This window comes from Micromonospora sp. NPDC050200 (genome assembly GCF_040656135.1).
Classification (GTDB): Bacteria; Actinomycetota; Actinomycetes; order Mycobacteriales; family Micromonosporaceae; genus Micromonospora.
Genome location: NZ_JBFALG010000014.1, coordinates 76,379 through 91,655 on the forward strand (window position 1 = coordinate 76,379; position 15,277 = coordinate 91,655).

18 protein-coding genes and 1 tRNA gene are annotated in these 15,277 nt (G+C 74.5%); 14 read left to right on the forward strand and 5 right to left on the reverse strand.

What is annotated here, in order from left to right; translation table 11 throughout:
- Positions 1–12: 12 nt before the first annotated feature.
- The 6 genes from AB0I41_RS12345 (at position 13) to AB0I41_RS12370 (ending at position 2,939) form a co-directional block, all read left to right on the forward strand.
- Entirely contained in the window at positions 13–450 is a 438-nt protein-coding gene (locus AB0I41_RS12345) for a DUF3052 domain-containing protein (protein WP_357105507.1), read from the forward strand.
- 86 nt (positions 451–536) lie between these two features.
- Positions 537–1,004, forward strand: coding sequence for a peroxiredoxin (locus tag AB0I41_RS12350; RefSeq protein WP_357105510.1), 468 nt, complete (start codon positions 537–539; stop codon positions 1,002–1,004).
- An 84-nt stretch (positions 1,005–1,088) separates the two neighbouring features.
- A tRNA-Val gene (locus tag AB0I41_RS12355) sits at positions 1,089–1,163 on the forward strand.
- A 389-nt stretch (positions 1,164–1,552) separates the two neighbouring features.
- A complete protein-coding gene (locus AB0I41_RS12360; protein ID WP_357105513.1) occupies positions 1,553–1,774 on the forward strand; it encodes a hypothetical protein in 222 nt (73 codons plus the stop codon).
- A complete protein-coding gene (locus AB0I41_RS12365; RefSeq protein ID WP_357105514.1) occupies positions 1,771–2,025 on the forward strand; it encodes a hypothetical protein in 255 nt (84 codons plus the stop codon). Before AB0I41_RS12360 ends, AB0I41_RS12365 begins: the two co-directional genes overlap by 4 nt.
- 116 nt (positions 2,026–2,141) lie before the next feature.
- A complete protein-coding gene (locus AB0I41_RS12370; protein ID WP_357105516.1) occupies positions 2,142–2,939 on the forward strand; it encodes an alpha/beta fold hydrolase in 798 nt (265 codons plus the stop codon).
- Positions 2,940–2,952: 13 nt separating this feature from the next.
- Here AB0I41_RS12370 and AB0I41_RS12375 read toward each other — a convergent pair whose 3' ends face one another.
- Entirely contained in the window at positions 2,953–3,888 is a 936-nt protein-coding gene (locus AB0I41_RS12375; RefSeq protein WP_357105518.1) for a phosphotransferase, read from the reverse strand.
- 41 nt (positions 3,889–3,929) lie between these two features.
- Positions 3,930–4,499, reverse strand: coding sequence for a dihydrofolate reductase family protein (locus AB0I41_RS12380; RefSeq protein WP_357105521.1), 570 nt, complete (start codon positions 4,497–4,499; stop codon positions 3,930–3,932).
- Between the two features lie 75 nt (positions 4,500–4,574).
- Between AB0I41_RS12380 and AB0I41_RS12385 the strand changes: the two genes are divergently transcribed.
- Positions 4,575–5,147, forward strand: a complete 573-nt coding sequence (locus tag AB0I41_RS12385) for a TetR family transcriptional regulator (protein ID WP_357105523.1) — start codon at positions 4,575–4,577, stop codon at positions 5,145–5,147.
- Positions 5,148–5,234: 87 nt separating this feature from the next.
- Positions 5,235–6,383, forward strand: coding sequence for a polysaccharide pyruvyl transferase family protein (locus AB0I41_RS12390; RefSeq protein WP_357105526.1), 1,149 nt, complete (start codon positions 5,235–5,237; stop codon positions 6,381–6,383).
- Positions 6,384–6,460: 77 nt separating this feature from the next.
- Here AB0I41_RS12390 and AB0I41_RS12395 read toward each other — a convergent pair whose 3' ends face one another.
- Positions 6,461–6,658 carry a hypothetical protein gene (locus AB0I41_RS12395; protein ID WP_357105528.1) on the reverse strand — a complete coding sequence of 66 codons (198 nt, stop codon included), beginning with the start codon at positions 6,656–6,658 and terminating at the stop codon, positions 6,461–6,463.
- Between the two features lie 83 nt (positions 6,659–6,741).
- Between AB0I41_RS12395 and AB0I41_RS12400 the strand changes: the two genes are divergently transcribed.
- Entirely contained in the window at positions 6,742–7,263 is a 522-nt protein-coding gene (locus tag AB0I41_RS12400) for a DinB family protein (RefSeq protein ID WP_357105531.1), read from the forward strand.
- A 1-nt stretch (position 7,264) separates the two neighbouring features.
- Here AB0I41_RS12400 and AB0I41_RS12405 read toward each other — a convergent pair whose 3' ends face one another.
- Positions 7,265–8,140 carry a PfkB family carbohydrate kinase gene (locus AB0I41_RS12405; protein ID WP_357105533.1) on the reverse strand — a complete coding sequence of 292 codons (876 nt, stop codon included), beginning with the start codon at positions 8,138–8,140 and terminating at the stop codon, positions 7,265–7,267.
- Between the two features lie 102 nt (positions 8,141–8,242).
- On the opposite strand from AB0I41_RS12405, the gene AB0I41_RS12410 reads away from it, so the two are divergent.
- A complete protein-coding gene (locus tag AB0I41_RS12410) occupies positions 8,243–11,434 on the forward strand; it encodes a DEAD/DEAH box helicase (protein ID WP_357105536.1) in 3,192 nt (1,063 codons plus the stop codon).
- A 47-nt stretch (positions 11,435–11,481) separates the two neighbouring features.
- On the forward strand, positions 11,482–12,405 hold the full coding sequence (locus AB0I41_RS12415; RefSeq protein WP_357105674.1) for an SWIM zinc finger family protein: 924 nt from the start codon (positions 11,482–11,484) through the stop codon (positions 12,403–12,405).
- Between the two features lie 118 nt (positions 12,406–12,523).
- Here the strand turns inward: AB0I41_RS12415 and AB0I41_RS12420 are convergent, their stop codons facing one another.
- Positions 12,524–12,781 carry a DUF3040 domain-containing protein gene (locus AB0I41_RS12420; RefSeq protein ID WP_357105539.1) on the reverse strand — a complete coding sequence of 86 codons (258 nt, stop codon included), beginning with the start codon at positions 12,779–12,781 and terminating at the stop codon, positions 12,524–12,526.
- Positions 12,782–13,082: 301 nt separating this feature from the next.
- Between AB0I41_RS12420 and AB0I41_RS12425 the strand changes: the two genes are divergently transcribed.
- From AB0I41_RS12425 to AB0I41_RS12435, 3 genes are read left to right on the forward strand one after another with little or no spacing between them, the layout of a single operon-like run.
- Positions 13,083–13,205: a hypothetical protein gene (locus AB0I41_RS12425; protein ID WP_357105542.1), complete on the forward strand. Its 123-nt coding sequence runs from the start codon at positions 13,083–13,085 to the stop codon at positions 13,203–13,205.
- A 26-nt stretch (positions 13,206–13,231) separates the two neighbouring features.
- Positions 13,232–14,653 carry a ferric reductase-like transmembrane domain-containing protein gene (locus tag AB0I41_RS12430; RefSeq protein WP_357105545.1) on the forward strand — a complete coding sequence of 474 codons (1,422 nt, stop codon included), beginning with the start codon at positions 13,232–13,234 and terminating at the stop codon, positions 14,651–14,653.
- A gap of 13 nt (positions 14,654–14,666) precedes the next feature.
- Positions 14,667–15,239: an FMN-binding protein gene (locus AB0I41_RS12435; RefSeq protein WP_357105547.1), complete on the forward strand. Its 573-nt coding sequence runs from the start codon at positions 14,667–14,669 to the stop codon at positions 15,237–15,239.
- Positions 15,240–15,277: the final 38 nt, after the last annotated feature.

A 15,277-nucleotide genomic window follows, 5' to 3' on the forward strand; every position in this document is an offset into this window, starting at 1 on the left:
AGGCACGCGACAGTGAGCGCGACCGCAGGTCAGGCCGCCGACGGGGTACGCAGCCTGGCGGACCGGTTCGGGATCGAGCCGGGGATGGTCGTCATGGAGATGGGGTACGACGACGACGTCGACCAGGATCTCCGCGACGCCCTGACCGACCGCTGTGGAGATCTGGTCGACGAGGACACCGACGAGGTGGTCGACGCGGTGCTGGTCTGGTACCGCGACGGCGACGGTGACCTCTTCGAACTCCTCGTCGACGCCCTCGGCCCGTTGGCCGACGCCGGAGTCGTGTGGCTGCTGACCCCGAAGGCCGGCCGTGACGGGCACGTCGAGCCGAGCGAGGTCGCCGAGTCGGCGCAGACCGCCGGGCTCCAGCAGACGTCGACGATCAACGCCGGCCGGGACTGGAGCGGCGCCCGCCTGGTGCTGCGGCGCGGGTCCAAGAACAAGAAGTAGCCCCGAGCGCAACCCGTGACCCGGCGGCGGCCGCCACCGGGTGTGGCAGGCTGTTGCCACCTCCAGACTCAACCCAAGGAGCTCGCATGCCGATCGAGGTTGGCGCCGAGGCGCCGGACTTCGTGCTCAAGGACCAGAACAACCAGGAGGTCCGGCTCTCGGACTTCCGGGGCAGGCGCACCGTGCTGCTGGTCTTCTACCCGCTCGCCTTCACCGGCATCTGCCAGGGCGAGCTCTGCGAGGTGCGGGACAACCTCAACGAGTACGTCAACGACGACGTCCAGGTGCTCACCGTCAGCGTCGACTCGGTCTACAGCCACAAGATCTGGGCCGAGAAGGAGGGCTACCAGTTCCCGCTGCTGGCCGACTTCTGGCCGCACGGGGCCGTCGCCCAGGCGTACGGCGTCTTCAACGACGTCGCGGGCATCGCCAACCGGGGCACCTTCGTCATCGACAAGGCCGGCGTCGTCCGGTTCGCCGAGATGAACATGCCGGGCGAGGCGCGCGACCAGGAGGGCTGGCGCAAGGCCCTCGCGGAGGCCGTCACCGCCTGACGCCCTGACCGGGGCACACCGTTCGACCGGGCCGGGGGCCGGCAGGTAAGCTTGCCACCCTCCGGCCCGCCGTACGGGCGTTCCGGGCGCGTAGCTCAGTGGGAGAGCACTCGCCTTACAAGCGAGGGGTCGCAGGTTCGAAACCTGCCGCGCCCACCACCAAGCCGGATGGGCTCAGTCCAGCTGCTTGTCGGCCCGCGCCACACCGACGGCGTGAGCGCGCGGCGGGTGACCTGGCTGACCGTCGCGGCCATCTGTGTGCTGATCGCGGCCACCGTCGGTTTCCAGCAGGGGTACGGAAGCGCCACCGTCGACCCGACCGCGCCCCCTCGGTCTGCCGCCTCATCAGGCCGGCGGTCTTCGACATCCTCGTTCCCGGCCACGGCCCGCTGACGGCCGGGGAGGAGGCCGAGCCGAGCTGGCACGGCACCTCCTGTCTGACCGAGGGCCCCCCGGGTGCGGACGGCACCAGCCTGTTCGTCGCCCTGACCCGGTACGGGCGGAGCGAGGCGGGCGAGGGGCCGCGCTGTCTCGACAGACCGGGAGCATTGACCCGGCCGGTCAACCGGGCCAACCACCGGGTCGCGCTCGGCGACGTCGGGACGTACTACTTCGAGCGTGGCAACCAGGCCGACAACCATGTCGTCCACCTGTCGTCCTGCCTCGGCACGTACGGGGTCTACGTCAGGTACGAGGCGCGGGGTGTCGCCGCCCCGGCCATCGTCGAAGCGGCCTCCGCCGTGGGGCAGGAGGTGTGGGCGTCGCTATGACCTGGCCGCAGTGGTTGTTCGAGCTGGAACACTCCCCGCCGCCCCGCCACCCGGTCGACGGCCGGGCCGCCCTGCGGACACTGCTGGCCGTCCTGGTGGTGGGTACGTTGGTCGTCGCCGTGGGCGTGCTCGCCTGGCACGCCGGTCGGTGGGCCGCGCCCACCCTGGTCCGCTGGCAGACCGATTGGGCCGACGAGAGGAGCCAAGCCCCGCCGCTGCCCGAGATGCCCGACTCCCCGTTCGCCCGCTGAGCCGTGCCGGCGGGAACACGCCACTGTGCCAGGACGAGAAGCTCGTGACCGGTGCCTCCGAGTGTCGTACGGCGTTGTCAGGATGCGGGCGGGACGAGACGACGGGAGGCGCCCTGGTGAGCTACGCGGACGTCAACGGTCTGCACCTCTGGTACGAGACGCACGGCAGCGGCCAGCCGCTGGTGCTGCTGCACGGCGGGTACGGCGCGGTGGAGATGTTCGCCCCGATCCTGCCCGCCCTCACGCAGCGGCGGCGGGTGATCGCCGTCGACCTGCAGGGTCACGGGCGCACCGCGGACGTGGACCGTCCACTGCGGTACGAGACGATGGCCGACGACGTCGCCGCGCTGCTGCGGCACCTCGACCTGTCCGGGGCCGACGTGCTCGGCTACTCCCTCGGCGGCGGGGTCGCGCTGCGTACCGCGATCCAGCATCCCGCGCTGGTCCGGCGGCTGGTGATGGTCTCCACCCCGTGCCGCCGGCAGGGCTGGTACCCGGAGGTGCTGGCCGCGATGGCCGCCCAGGACGCGCGGGTCGGCGAGCAGATGCGCGGCACGCCCCCGCACGAGCTGTACGCGCGGGTCGCCCCCCGGCCTGAGGACTGGCCGCAGCTCTGGGCCAGGACCGGCGACCTGCTGCGCCGCGAGTACGACTGGTCGGCCGAGGTCGCCGCCCTCACCGTGCCGACCATGCTGGTCTACGCCGACGCCGACTCGATCCCGGTCACCCACATGGCGGAGTTCTTCGGGCTGCTGGGCGGGGGGCACCGGGACGCCGGCTGGGACGGCAGCGACCGGCCGACGGCCCGGCTGGCCGTGCTGCCCGGTCTCACCCACTACGACATCGTCGCCTCGCCGGCCCTGCCCGCCGCCGTCCTGCCGTTCCTCACCCACCAGGTCCGCCCACCCGAATGAGTGACCCCCGCGGTCAGCGCATCCGCTGGCGTACCCAGGGCAGCAGGGCATCCGACTGGGCCTGCTGGAACGCCCGGACGGTGGGGATGCCCGGCGGGGGCGGTTGCCGGGCGGCGTCGGTGAAGTAGCCGGCCAGGCCGGCGTACACGCCGGTCAAAACGTCGGGGTCGACGTCGGCGGTGAGCGGGAGCCGGCGCAGCAGCGCCTCGGTGTCGTGCCCGCCGTGCAGCCGGACGTTGACCAGCAGCAGCGCGGTGTCCAGCCAGGCCGGGCCCCGGCAGGCGTGCGGCCAGTCGACCACGGCCACCGCCCCGGCCCCGTCGACGAGCAGGTTGTCGGCCCGGATGTCGAGGTGGCAGAGCGTGTCGCCGTCGAGCGCGGCCAGCGCCCGCTCGGCCGAGTCACACAGGTCGTCGAGCCGCGCGCGGGCCCACGGGTCGAGGTCGGCGGGCGGGTCGGCGGCGATCCGGTCCCAGCCGGTGAAGTCGTACGCCAGGCGCTCGACGGCGGTCGGCGCGTGCCGGACCGGACCGGGGGTGAGTGCCGTGGCCATCGCCGCCAGCGTGTCGAGCACGGTGGTCAGCTCGTCGGACCGCCACGGGGTGGCCGGGTGCCGGCCCTCGACGTCGGCGAAGACCAGCGCCACCCACTCGCCGTCGTCGTGGCGCCCGAGCAGCCGGGGCGCCGGGGCGGACGTCGGCAGCGCGGCGGCGACGGCCCCCTCGGTCCGGTGCAGCGTGACGCTGTGCGCGTTCTGCGCCGGGCTGACCGCCTTGACGAAGGCACGTCGCCCATCGGCGGTGCGGACCCGGTCGGCGGTGCCGGGGGAGAAGCCCCCAGGCTGGGACACCGCCTCCACCACCCGGTCGCCGAGGACGTCCTCCACCGCCGACCGGACGTGGCCGGGCAGGTCCGTCCAGCCGATCCGGGTCCTGACCAGCTCACCCATCCGTCCAGGGTGGTCGAGGGAGCGGCCGGCGGGCAACCGCGTTATCCGGCGAGGTAGCGCAGGACGACGACCCCGCTGTCGAAGGGCCGGGTCTCCACCAGCCGGAACCGGCGCGGGTCGAACTCCCGGTCGATGATCGGCACGCCCCGGCCGATCAGGAACGGGTTGAGCTTGATTACCAGCTCGTCCACCTCGGGCAGCAGCTGCCCGGCGAGCTGCCCGCCGCCGGCGAGCCAGATGTCCCCGCCCTCCCGCCGCTTCAGCTCGTGGACGAACTCGACCGGGTCGGTGTCGACGAGCTGCACGTCCGGGTAGTCCGCCGGGGGCAGCGAGCGGGAGAAGACGTACTGCGTCAGGTGGGCGTACGGGCTGGTGAGGCCGATGGCCAGCCCCGGGTCATAGGTGGCGCGGCCCATCACCACCGCGTCGAAGCGGCCCTCCGGCCGGTCGATGCCGAACCTGGCGTGGGCGAAGGTGGGAAACGTCTGCGGCCAGGTCGCCACCAGGTGCTCCAGCACGTCGGGTTCGAGCGGGAAGAAGTCGTAGGACCCGTCGGGGGCGGCGATGAAGCCGTCGAGGGTACTGGCGGCGTAGTACACGAGCTTGCGCAAACGAACTCCTCATCACTACTGCTGTCGTGGTTGCGAAACTACAACATCTGTCGTGGTTTTCGCTAGGGTGATGCCGTGGTGAGAAACGTGGAACGGCGGGCGGCGCTGGCCGACGCCGGGTTACGGGTGCTGGCGGCGACCGGGGCGCGCGGCCTGACCCACCGCGCCGTCGACGCCGAGGCCGGCGTCCCGATCGGTACGGCCTCGAACTACTTCCGGTCCCGGGACGCCATGCTCGGCGCGCTCGGTGAGCGGATCATGGAGCGGTTCGCCCCGGACGAGCGCACCCTCGCCGAGCTGGGCGCCCGGGAGCCCTCGCTGGAACTGTTCACCGACTACGTCCGCTACATCGTCACGCGCACCACCGCCCAGCCGGAGCTGACCCGGGCGCTGATCGAGCTGCGGCTGGAGGCGGTGCGCCGGCCGGAGCTGGCCCGGATCCTCGGCGACACGCTGCGCCGTGGCTACCGCGACGACGTCGCGTTCCACGTTGCCGCCGGGCTGCCCGGCGGGGCGTTCGAGGTCGCCCTGTTGCACTACGCGCTGGACGGGCTCCTGCTCGACCTGCTCACCACCTCGATCGACGCCGGATTTGACCCGGACGAGGTGGTCTCCGCCCTCGTGTCCCGGCTGGTCGCCCGCGCCTGAACACACCCCAGCCGTCCGCCTCGGCCCGAGGTATGCCACCCGCCGCAACGGGAAACCGCCCGGGACGTACCCCGGGAGGAGTGACGGATGAGAGACGGCGCCGGCCTGACCATCGGTGTGCTGGGCTCGTACGGCGGACGCAACCTCGGGGACGAGGCGATCCTCACCGGCCTCCTGGCCGACCTGCGCCAACAGGAACCCGACGCCCGGATCATCGTCTTCTCCCGCAACCCGACGCACACCGCGCTCGCCCACCCCGACGTGGAGGCGGTGCCGTGGGAGGGGGTCAGCCGGGTCGACTCCGCCGAGGTGCTCGCCCAGCTCGACCTGCTGATCCTGGGCGGCGGAGGCATCCTGTACGACCGGGAGGCCCGCCGTTACCTGCGCGTCGTCCGGGTCGCCCAGGAGCGGGGCCTGCCGCTGCTGACGTACGCGGTGGGGGTGGGGCCGCTGAGCGACGGGGTCGACACCGGCATGGTCCGGGAAACCCTGGCCGGGGCCCTCGAGGTGACCGTGCGGGACCAGGAGTCCCGGATGGTGCTTGAGGAGGCGGGGCTGCTCAACCCGGTCACCGTCACCGCCGACCCGGCGTTCCTGCTGGAGCCCGAGGACTTCCCCGCCGAACTGCTGCGCGAGGAGGGCGTGCCCGCCGGCAAGCGCCTGGTCGGGCTGAGCGTCCGCGAGCCCGGCCGGGCCGCCGAGCGGCTCGACGTCGACGGGTACCACCGGCTGATCGCCCAGATCGGCGACTTCCTGGTGCACCGGATCGACGCCTACGTGCTCTTCGTCCCGATGGAGCGCGACGACATCCGGCACTCGCACGGCGTGATGTCCCACATGATCGCCGCCGACCGGGGCCGGATCCTGCACGGCGACTACACACCCCGGCAGGTGCTCGGCCTGATGAAGCACCTCGACCTGGCGGTCGGCATGCGGCTGCACTTCCTGATCTTCGCCGCGATGATGGGCACCCCGTTCCTGCCCCTGCCGTACGCGGGAAAGGTCTTCGACCTGGCCCAGCGGCTCGGGGTGCCGGCTCTGCGCGGCGTGGAGCGGGAGGTGGAGGGCCCGCTGCTCGCGGAGGTCGACCGGCTCTGGGACGAACGCGAGTCCCGGGCGGAGCACACTGCCCGCCTGGTCGCCGAGGTCTGCGACCAGGCCCGGGGCACCTCTCACGTCACCCGGGCGGTGCTGGACAGCCTGCGTTCCCGGGCGCTGGCCCGGGCGGACGCCTGACCGCCCCCGCCCGACGGCGGATCGCGGCGGGTGCGGCACACCTGCGTGCGGCGCGCCGGGTGACACCCCCGGACGGCTCAGACCGCCGGGCCGCGCCAACGGTAGCAGTACCGGTCGCCGACGAACTCCAGCTCGTAGATCTGCGCGTCGGCCAGCCCCTCGGGCCCGAGGTGGTGATGGGTCAGCGGCGGGCGGTCGTTGCTGTCCAGCTCGACGTCGACCGCCTCGCCGTCCGCCGGGCCGTCGACCAGGGGGATCCGCACCGTTGATGCCATGGGCCCATCCTGCCCCGGCGATCGCCGGCCCGCAGGGATAGCCGGGGCAGCGGGCCCGGGTCCGCCCGGACTATGGTCCGGGAATGGCGGACATCGAGATCGACCCCACGCTCGCGCCGGTCCTGGCCCGCACCGGCGACGAACGGGCGGTGCTGGAGGCATTCCTCGACTTCCACCGGGGCATCGTGCTGCGCAAGGTACGCGGCCTGGCCGACGCCGACGCCCGCCGCCGGCTGGTGCCGTCCGCGACGAACCTCGCCGGCCTGCTCAAGCACCTGACCCTGGTCGAGCGGAACTGGTTCCCGATCCTGCTCGATCCCGCCCCGGGGGATGCCTTCCCGACCTCCGAGGAGGACGCGGCGGCCAGCTTCACCGTGGACGAGGAGGAGACGCTGGACTCGCTCGTCGAGGCGTACGAGCGGGCCTGCGCGCGGTCCCGCGAGGTGGCCGCCCGGTTCCCGCTGGAGCACGTCGTGCCGCAGCCGCAGCTCGGCGAGGTGTCGCTGCGCTGGATCCTGGTGCACATGATCGAGGAGACCGCCCGGCACGCCGGCCACGCCGACATCCTGCGGGAGCTGACCGACGGCGAGACCGGCGTGCTCTGAGTCAGGCCCGCGGCAGCAGCGCGGGCGGATACTCCATGCCGTCGTGCGTGCAGGCCGCGGCGGCCACCGCCGCCGCGTACGCCGCGGCCTCCGGCAGTGCCGCGCCGCGCAGCCGGCCGGCGACCAGCCCGGCGGCGAAGGCGTCCCCGGCGCCGTTGGTGTCCACCACCGGCGCGGCCGGCACGGTGGCGGGCACCCGCACCGGCGCGCCGCCGCCCGCGTGCAGGTCGGCGCCGTCCGCGCCCCGGGTCACCACCACCGTCCGGGGTGCCAGCCCGGCGGCCACCGCCGGGGCCCGGTCGCCCAGCCGTACGCCGCTGACCAGCACCAGGTCGGCGGCCTCGGCGAACGGGCGGTGGTAGGGCTCGCGCCCGTCCCAGTCGTGCAGGTCGGTGGAGAGCGGCACCCCGTCGGGCAGCGCGGCGCGCAGCACCGGCAGCCGGTCCCGCGCCCAGTCCATGATCGAGACGTGCACGTGGGCGGCGGCCCGGACCAGCCCGGCCAGCTCCTCGTCGGCGAACGGGGCCGCCGGGCCGGTCCAGGGGGACGGGTCGTGCAGCGACATCCGCCGCCCGGCCGGGTCGACCAGGTTCACCGACTGCCGGGTGCCGCCCGGGTTGTCGACCAGCACGGTGTGTACCGAGGTCCGGGCCAGCGCCGCGCGCACCAGCTGACCGGCGGGATCCGTGCCGAGCACGTCCACCAGGGCGACCCGCAGCCCGAGCGCGTGCGCGGCGAGGGCCACGCCGGCGCCGGTGTTGCCGATCCGCGACTCGATCGGGGGGACGATGAGCGAGTCGGCGGCGGGCGGCGGGATCGCGGGCACGCGTACCCGCAGATCCACTCCCAGACCGCCGACCACGAGAAGATCGAACATGGCGCCGACGGTAGCCGGTGGGCGCCGCCTATCCTTGGCCCGGGCGTCGGCGGGACTTCCCCACGTGTGCTCACTGAAGCTCACTGAAAGGAAACGGGAGCTGTGCTGGTCATCCACGGGCTGTGGCTGGTCAACGCCGGCCTCGCCGTCTGGGCGGAGGACAGTGCCCGGCCGGCCCGGGCGCCGCGCCGCCCCGGTCGGGCCCCGCGCGAGCGCCCCCACCCGTTCGCCGCCGACCACGCCGCGCTGGCCGCCGCGCTGGCCGCCGCGCTGGGCGACGTCCCAGCCGGGGCCGGCTCGCTGCCGCTCACCCTGCCCACCCGGGCCGGCTCCCCGCTGGACTCGCCCGAGCTGGTGCGGACCACCGTCGCGGAACCGGTCCGCGGCCCGGTCACCCTGGCCGGGTGGCGGGTGCCCGTCCTGACGTACGCCCCGGACGACGCGCTGACCGTGCTGCGCGCCCTCGACGGGCCCGCCACCGTGCCGGGCGCCACCCTGCGGCACCTCGCCGACCTGGCCGAGTTCGCGGTCGACCTGGTGTCCCGGGGCCGGGTCCTGCCCGGGCTGGCCGCGCCCGCCCCGCCCGACGGCGCGGTGGCGGTGACCCGGGCGCTCTGGCGGCCGCTGCTCACCGGCGCCGACGCCGGCTGGGCGCGGTCGCTCGCGCTGGCCCTGCCTCCGGCCGCCCGGGCCGCCGCCGGGCCGCTGGCCGCCGCCGGGCCGGTTTCCGCTGCGCCGCTGTCTGAGGCCGGGCCGGTGCCCGCCGCCCGGCGGGGAACCGTCCGGGCCGCCGCCCCCGGCGATCCCGGGCCGGGCGGCATGGTCGCCGACGCGCTGGACGCGCTGACCGACGCCGCCGCCCGGGTCGCGCTGGCCGACACCGACCCGGCCCGGGGCGGCCGCCGCGACGGGGTGGTCGCCGGCTGGCTGACCGCGCTGTCCGGGCCGGACCGGGAGTTCACCGCCGACCCCGCCGCGCTGGCCACCCTCCGCGCCGAGCTGGACAGCTGGCAGCGCGACGCCGCCGGTGGCGCGGTACGGGCCAGCTTCCGGCTGGTCGAGCCGCCGGTCGACGAGATTGTGGACCCGCTGGTGGTGATGCCCGCCGACCCGGCCACGGTGGTCCGGCACGGTGGCCGCTGGCGGGTCGAGTTCGGCCTCCAGGCCGCCGACGAGCCGAGCCTGCACGTCGACGCCGGCCAGGTCTGGTGCGCGCCGGAGACGGTGCCCGTGCTCGCCGGCCGGCGGGACGACCCGCAGGAGACCCTCCTGGCCGAGCTGGGCCGGGCCGGCCGGCTCTGGCCGGAGCTGGACGCGGCGCTGCGTACCCCGGCTCCGGATGAGCTGGAGCTGGACGCCGAGGGCGCGCACCGGTTCCTGCGCGACGGCGCCCCGGTGCTGCACGCCGCCGGCTTCGGGGTGCTGCTGCCGTCCTGGTGGCAGCGCCCGTCGGCGCGACTCGGCGCCCGGTTGCAGGCCCGCGGCCGCACCGCCCCGGGCACCGTCGCCGGCACCTCCGGCGGCGTCGGGCTGGACGCGCTGGTCGACTACCGGTGGGAGGTGGCGCTCGGCGACGAGACGCTCGACGCCGACGAGCTGACCGCGCTGGCCGCGCTGAAGACCCCGCTGGTGCGGCTGCGTGGCCGGTGGGTGGAGCTGGACCCGAAGCGGCTCGCCGCCGGGCTGCGGCTGTTGCGCTCCTCCGGCGAGCTGACCGTCGCCGACCTGCTCCGCCTCGGCCTGGCCGGGGCCGACCGGCCCGAGGCGCTGCCCGTGCTTGAGGTGACCGCCGACGGGCCGCTGGGCGACCTGCTCGCCGGGGAGGCCGAGCGGCGGCTCACCCCGCTCGACCCGCCGCCGGGCTTCAAGGGCACCCTGCGGCCGTACCAGCGGCGGGGGTTGGCCTGGCTGGCCTTCCTCCAGTCGCTCGGGCTCGGCGGGGTGCTCGCCGACGACATGGGGCTGGGCAAGACGGTGCAGCTGCTGGCCCTGCTCGCCGGGGACCCGCCGGCGGTCGGGCCGACCCTGCTGGTCTGCCCGATGTCGCTGGTCGGCAACTGGCAGCGGGAGGCGGCGAAGTTCACCCCGGGGCTGCGCGTGCACGTGCACCACGGCGCCGACCGGGCGCGGGGCGAGGAGTTCGCCGACGCGGTGCACGCCGCCGACCTGGTGGTGACCACCTACTCGGTGGCGGCCCGGGACGCGGCCGCGCTCGCCTCGATCGGCTGGCACCGGGTGGTGGTGGACGAGGCGCAGGCGATCAAGAACGCCTCGACCCGGCAGGCCGAGGCGGTCCGGTCGCTGCCCGCGCGGCACCGGGTCGCGGTCACCGGTACGCCGGTGGAGAACCGGCTGGCCGACCTCTGGTCCATCATGCAGTTCGCCAACCCCGGGCTGCTCGGCCCGGCCGCCAGCTTCAAGAAGGCGTACGCGGTGCCGATCGAGCGGCACGCGGACGCCGAGGTCGCGGCCCGGCTCCGCCGGATGACCGGCCCGTTCGTGCTGCGCCGGCTCAAGACCGACTCCTCGATCATCTCCGATCTGCCGGAGAAGCTGGAGATGGAGGTGCTCTGCAACCTCACCGCCGAGCAGGCGTCGCTCTACCGGGCCGTCGTCGACGACATGCTGGCGAAGATCGAGTCCAGCGACGGGATGGAGCGGCGCGGCCTGGTGCTGGCCACCATGACCCGGCTCAAGCAGGTCTGCAACCACCCCGCGCAGCTGCTGCGCGACGGCTCGGCGCTGCCCGGGCGCTCCGGCAAGCTGGAACGGCTGGAGGAGATCCTCGACGAGGTGCTGGCGGCGGGGGAGAAGGCCCTGCTCTTCACCCAGTACGCCGAGTTCGGCGGGATGCTGCGCGGGCACCTGTCGGCCCGGTTCGGCCGTGAGGTGCTCTTCCTGCACGGCGGGGTCGGCAAGGCGGACCGGGACGCCATGGTCACCCGGTTCCAGTCGTCGGACGGCCCGGCGATCTTCCTGCTGTCGCTCAAGGCCGGCGGCACCGGGCTGACCCTCACCGCCGCCAACCACGTCGTCCACGTCGACCGGTGGTGGAACCCGGCGGTGGAGGACCAGGCCACCGACCGGGCTTTCCGGATCGGCCAGCGCCGGCGGGTCCAGGTACGCAAGTTCGTCTGCGCCGGCACGGTGGAGGAGAAGGTGGCCGCGATGATCGCCGACAAGCGCAGCCTGGCCGCCTCGGTGGTGGGCAGCGGCGAGCAGTGGGTCACCGAGTTGTCCACCGCCCAACTGCGCGAGCTGTTCGCGCTGGAGGCCGGGGCGGTGGTCGAGTGAGGCGCCGCGAGCCCACCCCTCCGACCGGCGAGCCCGACCGCGACGACGTGAGCGCGGCCGGCGGCGGGCGGTTCGCCGACTTCGGGCCACCCCGGCGGGTCGACGGCGGGCTGAAGGCGCGCAGCACCCGGGGCACGATCGGCGTCTCCTGGTGGTCGCGGCGGTTCCTGGAGGTGCTGGAGTCGTTCGCCCTCGGCACCCGGCTGACCCGCGGCCGGTCGTACGCGCGGAAGGGCCAGGTGCTCCGGCTCGACGTGACGCCCGGCCGGGTGGAAGCGACCGTGCAGGGCTCCCGGGCCGAGCCGTACCGGGTGGGGATCGAGCTGGCGGTGTTCCCGGCGGCGCTCTGGGAGCGGGTCGAGCGGGACCTCGCCGCGCAGGCGTTCTTCAGCGCCCGGCTGCTCGCCGGTGACCTCCCGGCGGAGCTGGAGGAGGTGTTTGTGGCCGCCGGCGCCCCGCTCTTCCCGAGCGGGGTGGCGGAGCTGACCCAGCGGTGCAGCTGCCCCGACTTCGCGGTGCCCTGCAAGCACCTCGCGGCGACGTTCTACCTGCTCGCCGAGGCGTTCGACGCGGACCCGTTCCAGCTGCTGCACTGGCGCGGCCGGAGCCGGGTCGAGCTGCTCGACCGGCTGCGTACCCTGCGTGCGGGCGCGGCCGACCCCGTCGGCCCACCGCGACCGTCCGATCCGGACACCCCCGCCCCGGCCGCAGCCGGACCGGGTCCGGAGCGGACGCCCGGCGAGGAACCGGCCGGGACGGCGCGGGTGCTCGCGGGACTGCCCGCGATCCCGCTGGACGAGGCGGTGGACCGGTTCTGGCTGCCGCCGGTGCCGCTGCCCGACCGGCCGCCGAGCCTGGCGACCGGCCCGGAGCTGCTGCTGAGGCAGCTCGGCGCGCCCGCGCCCGCCATCGGCGGCCCCGGCCTGCTGGAGCGGCTGCGCCGGGCATACCGGACCTTCGGCCGGTCCTGACTCCGCCGCCGGCGGAGGATCGTGGACGGCTGCCGTCCGTTGTGGACGCCACCTGTCCACGATCCCGGGCCGGGCGGCGCGGTGCCGTCGTCGGCGTGGGGCCGTGGTGGCCGACGGGTCATTGCCAGCGGCGGCGTACGCGCCACATCAGGGCGGCGTTGGCCGCGAGCACCACGGCGCAGATCGCCCCGGCCATCCGTCCGGCCAGCACGGTCATCGCCGGCAGTGACGCCCACAGCACGATCGTCAGTATCATCAGCCAGCGCCCGCGTCGGGCCCGCGCCCGATGGTCGAGTCTCGCGAAGAACTTCGGGTCGCTCTCCCGGAGGTGCCGGGTGATCTGTTCGAATCTGCGCTGATCCTCTTTGCTGAGCATGGCGGTGCCTTCCCCTCACGGCTTCAGCGGTCCGGCGGCTTACCCGCTGCGGCGGCGGCTCACGCCCTTCCGCCGCTGCCATTTGCGCCGGTGCCGGGGTCCGGGACGCGGATCAGGAACGGCTCAGCACAGGCTTATCCCTGCCTTAAGTTTCGCTGTACCGGTGAACGCCGCGGAAAGCGTCGCGTGCGCGGAAACGTTACGTCCGGGCCGTCGGCGAGCGTGTCGCCACTGCTCCGGACGCCGACGCCCGCGAGGGGCGAAACATCCGCCGGCTCGCCGGCTCGGCACCTGGAACGGGTTGGACGATCTCGACAGCGGCGGCGTACCCGAGTACAACAACATGTTCAACGGCTACGGAAGCGTGGCGCAGGGGCGGTTCGGCCTGACCAACGCCGAGGTGGACAAGATCTTCCCGAGGTAGAAGTACACCCCCATGAAGCTGTACGCGTGACATACCAGGACACCTACGCCGCCGGCCGCCGTACCGGGACCTCGTCCCCGTACGGCGGCCGTTCGGCTGTCTCCGTACCTCCGGCTCCGGCGCTGCCCCGGCGCGGGCCCGGCGGCCGGCGGGCCCTGTCCGCGCTGTTCTGGCTCGGCCTGGTGGCCAGCGTGCTGCCCTGGTCGCTGGACACCCCGGCCGGCTCGCTGACCGACACCGCCGACGTGCTCACCGCCGCCGGGCGGATCACCGGCCTGGTCGCCGGCTACCTGCTGTTGGTGCAGGTGCTGATGATGAGCCGCCTCGGCGCGCTGGAACGCTGGCTCGGCGGGGAACGCATCTCCCGGCTGCACCGGGACGTCGGCGCCACCCTGCTCGTCGCGGTGCTCACCCACATGTCGCTGCTGGTGGTGGCCTACGCCGAGGTCGACGAGCAGTCGGTCGCCGGTGAGGTGGGGGTGCTGCTGCGCGACTACGAGGACATGGTCTCCGCGTTCGCCGCCGCCGGCGTCATGGTGCTGGTCGGCGTCACCGGCGTCCGGGCGATCCGTACCGCGCTGCCCTACGAGCTCTGGTACCACCTGCACCTGACCAGCTACGCGGCCCTGCTGCTGGGCTTCGGTCACCAGTTCAGCAACGGCGCCCAGCTCTTTCCGCCCGGGCCGGTGCGCACCGGCTGGATCGGCGCCTACCTGCTGGTGCTGGTCGCCCTCGGCTGGGGGCGGCTGGTCGCCCCGCTGCGCTTCAACCTGCGGTACCGGCTGCGGGTGGCCGACGTGGTCGCCGAGACCCCGGACACCATCTCGATCTACCTGACCGGCGTGCGGCTCAACCAGATCGACATGCTCGGCGGGCAGTACTTCCGCTGGCGGTTCCTCGCCCGCGGCTGCTGGTGGCAGTCGCACCCGTTCTCGCTCTCCGCCGCGGCCAACGGTCGCTGGTTGCGGCTGACCGTCAAGGTGGTCGGCGCGCACACCGCCGACCTGTGCGACCTCGACCCGGGCACCCGGGTCTGGGCGGAGGGGCCGTCCGGTACCTTCACCGCCGCGCACCGCACCAGGGAGCGGGCCCTGCTGATCGCCGGGGGCAGCGGCATCGCCCCGCTGCGGGCGATGCTGGAGGAGCTGCCGCCCGACGCCGCGCTGATCTACCGCGCCCGTACCCCGGCCGACGTGCTGCTGCACCACGAGCTGGACTGGCTCGCCCAGGCCCGGCGGACCTCCGTCTGGTACGTCATCGGCTCCCGTGACGACGCCGGCCCCCGGCAGGTGATGAGCCCCGAAGGGCTGCGCCGGCTGGTGCCCGACGTGGCCCGCCGCGACGTCTACCTCTGTGGACCCTCGGGGCTGGTCGAGGAGTCGGTGCGGGTGCTGCGCGCTGCCGGTGTGCCCCGCCGGCAGATCCACCTCGCCACGTTCGAACTGTAGGAAGGCAACCGACATGCGTCGCGCGATCCTCGCGATCACCGGTCTGGCCGCGAGCACCAGCGCGCTGGTGGTGCTCAAGGGCTCCCCGGGTGCTGGCCAGTTGGCCCAGGGCCTCCCCGCCGACCAGGCGTCCGTCGCCCCCGCGCCCGGCGGCGTCACCCCGACGCCGCCCTCGGCCTCCGCCTCGGGACGCACCCCGGCAGCCCGACCCACCGCCGGCGCGAGCCGGACCCCGGGCGCCCGGACCAGCACCAGCGCCAGGCCGACGGCCGCGGCGAAGACCACCACCAGCGCGCCGAAGCCGACCCTGCGTACGGTCAGCGGCCCCGACGTCACGTACGAGTACGGCACGCTGCACGTGCAGATCACCCTCTCCGGCACCCGGATCGTCAACGCCACCGGGATCGGCCTGCCGCAGAGCGGGCAGTCGGGCCAGCGCAGCGACGACGTGCAGAGCACCTACAGCGGCACCTCCGGCGAGGTGGTGCAGAAGCAGAGCGCCAACCTGAACACCGTCTCCGGCGCCACCGCCACCAGCGACGTGTACCAGCGGTCGCTCCAGGCGGCGATCGACCGGGCCGGCTGAGGTGCCGGCCTCGCCGGCCCGTCCCGGTCTGCGCCGGG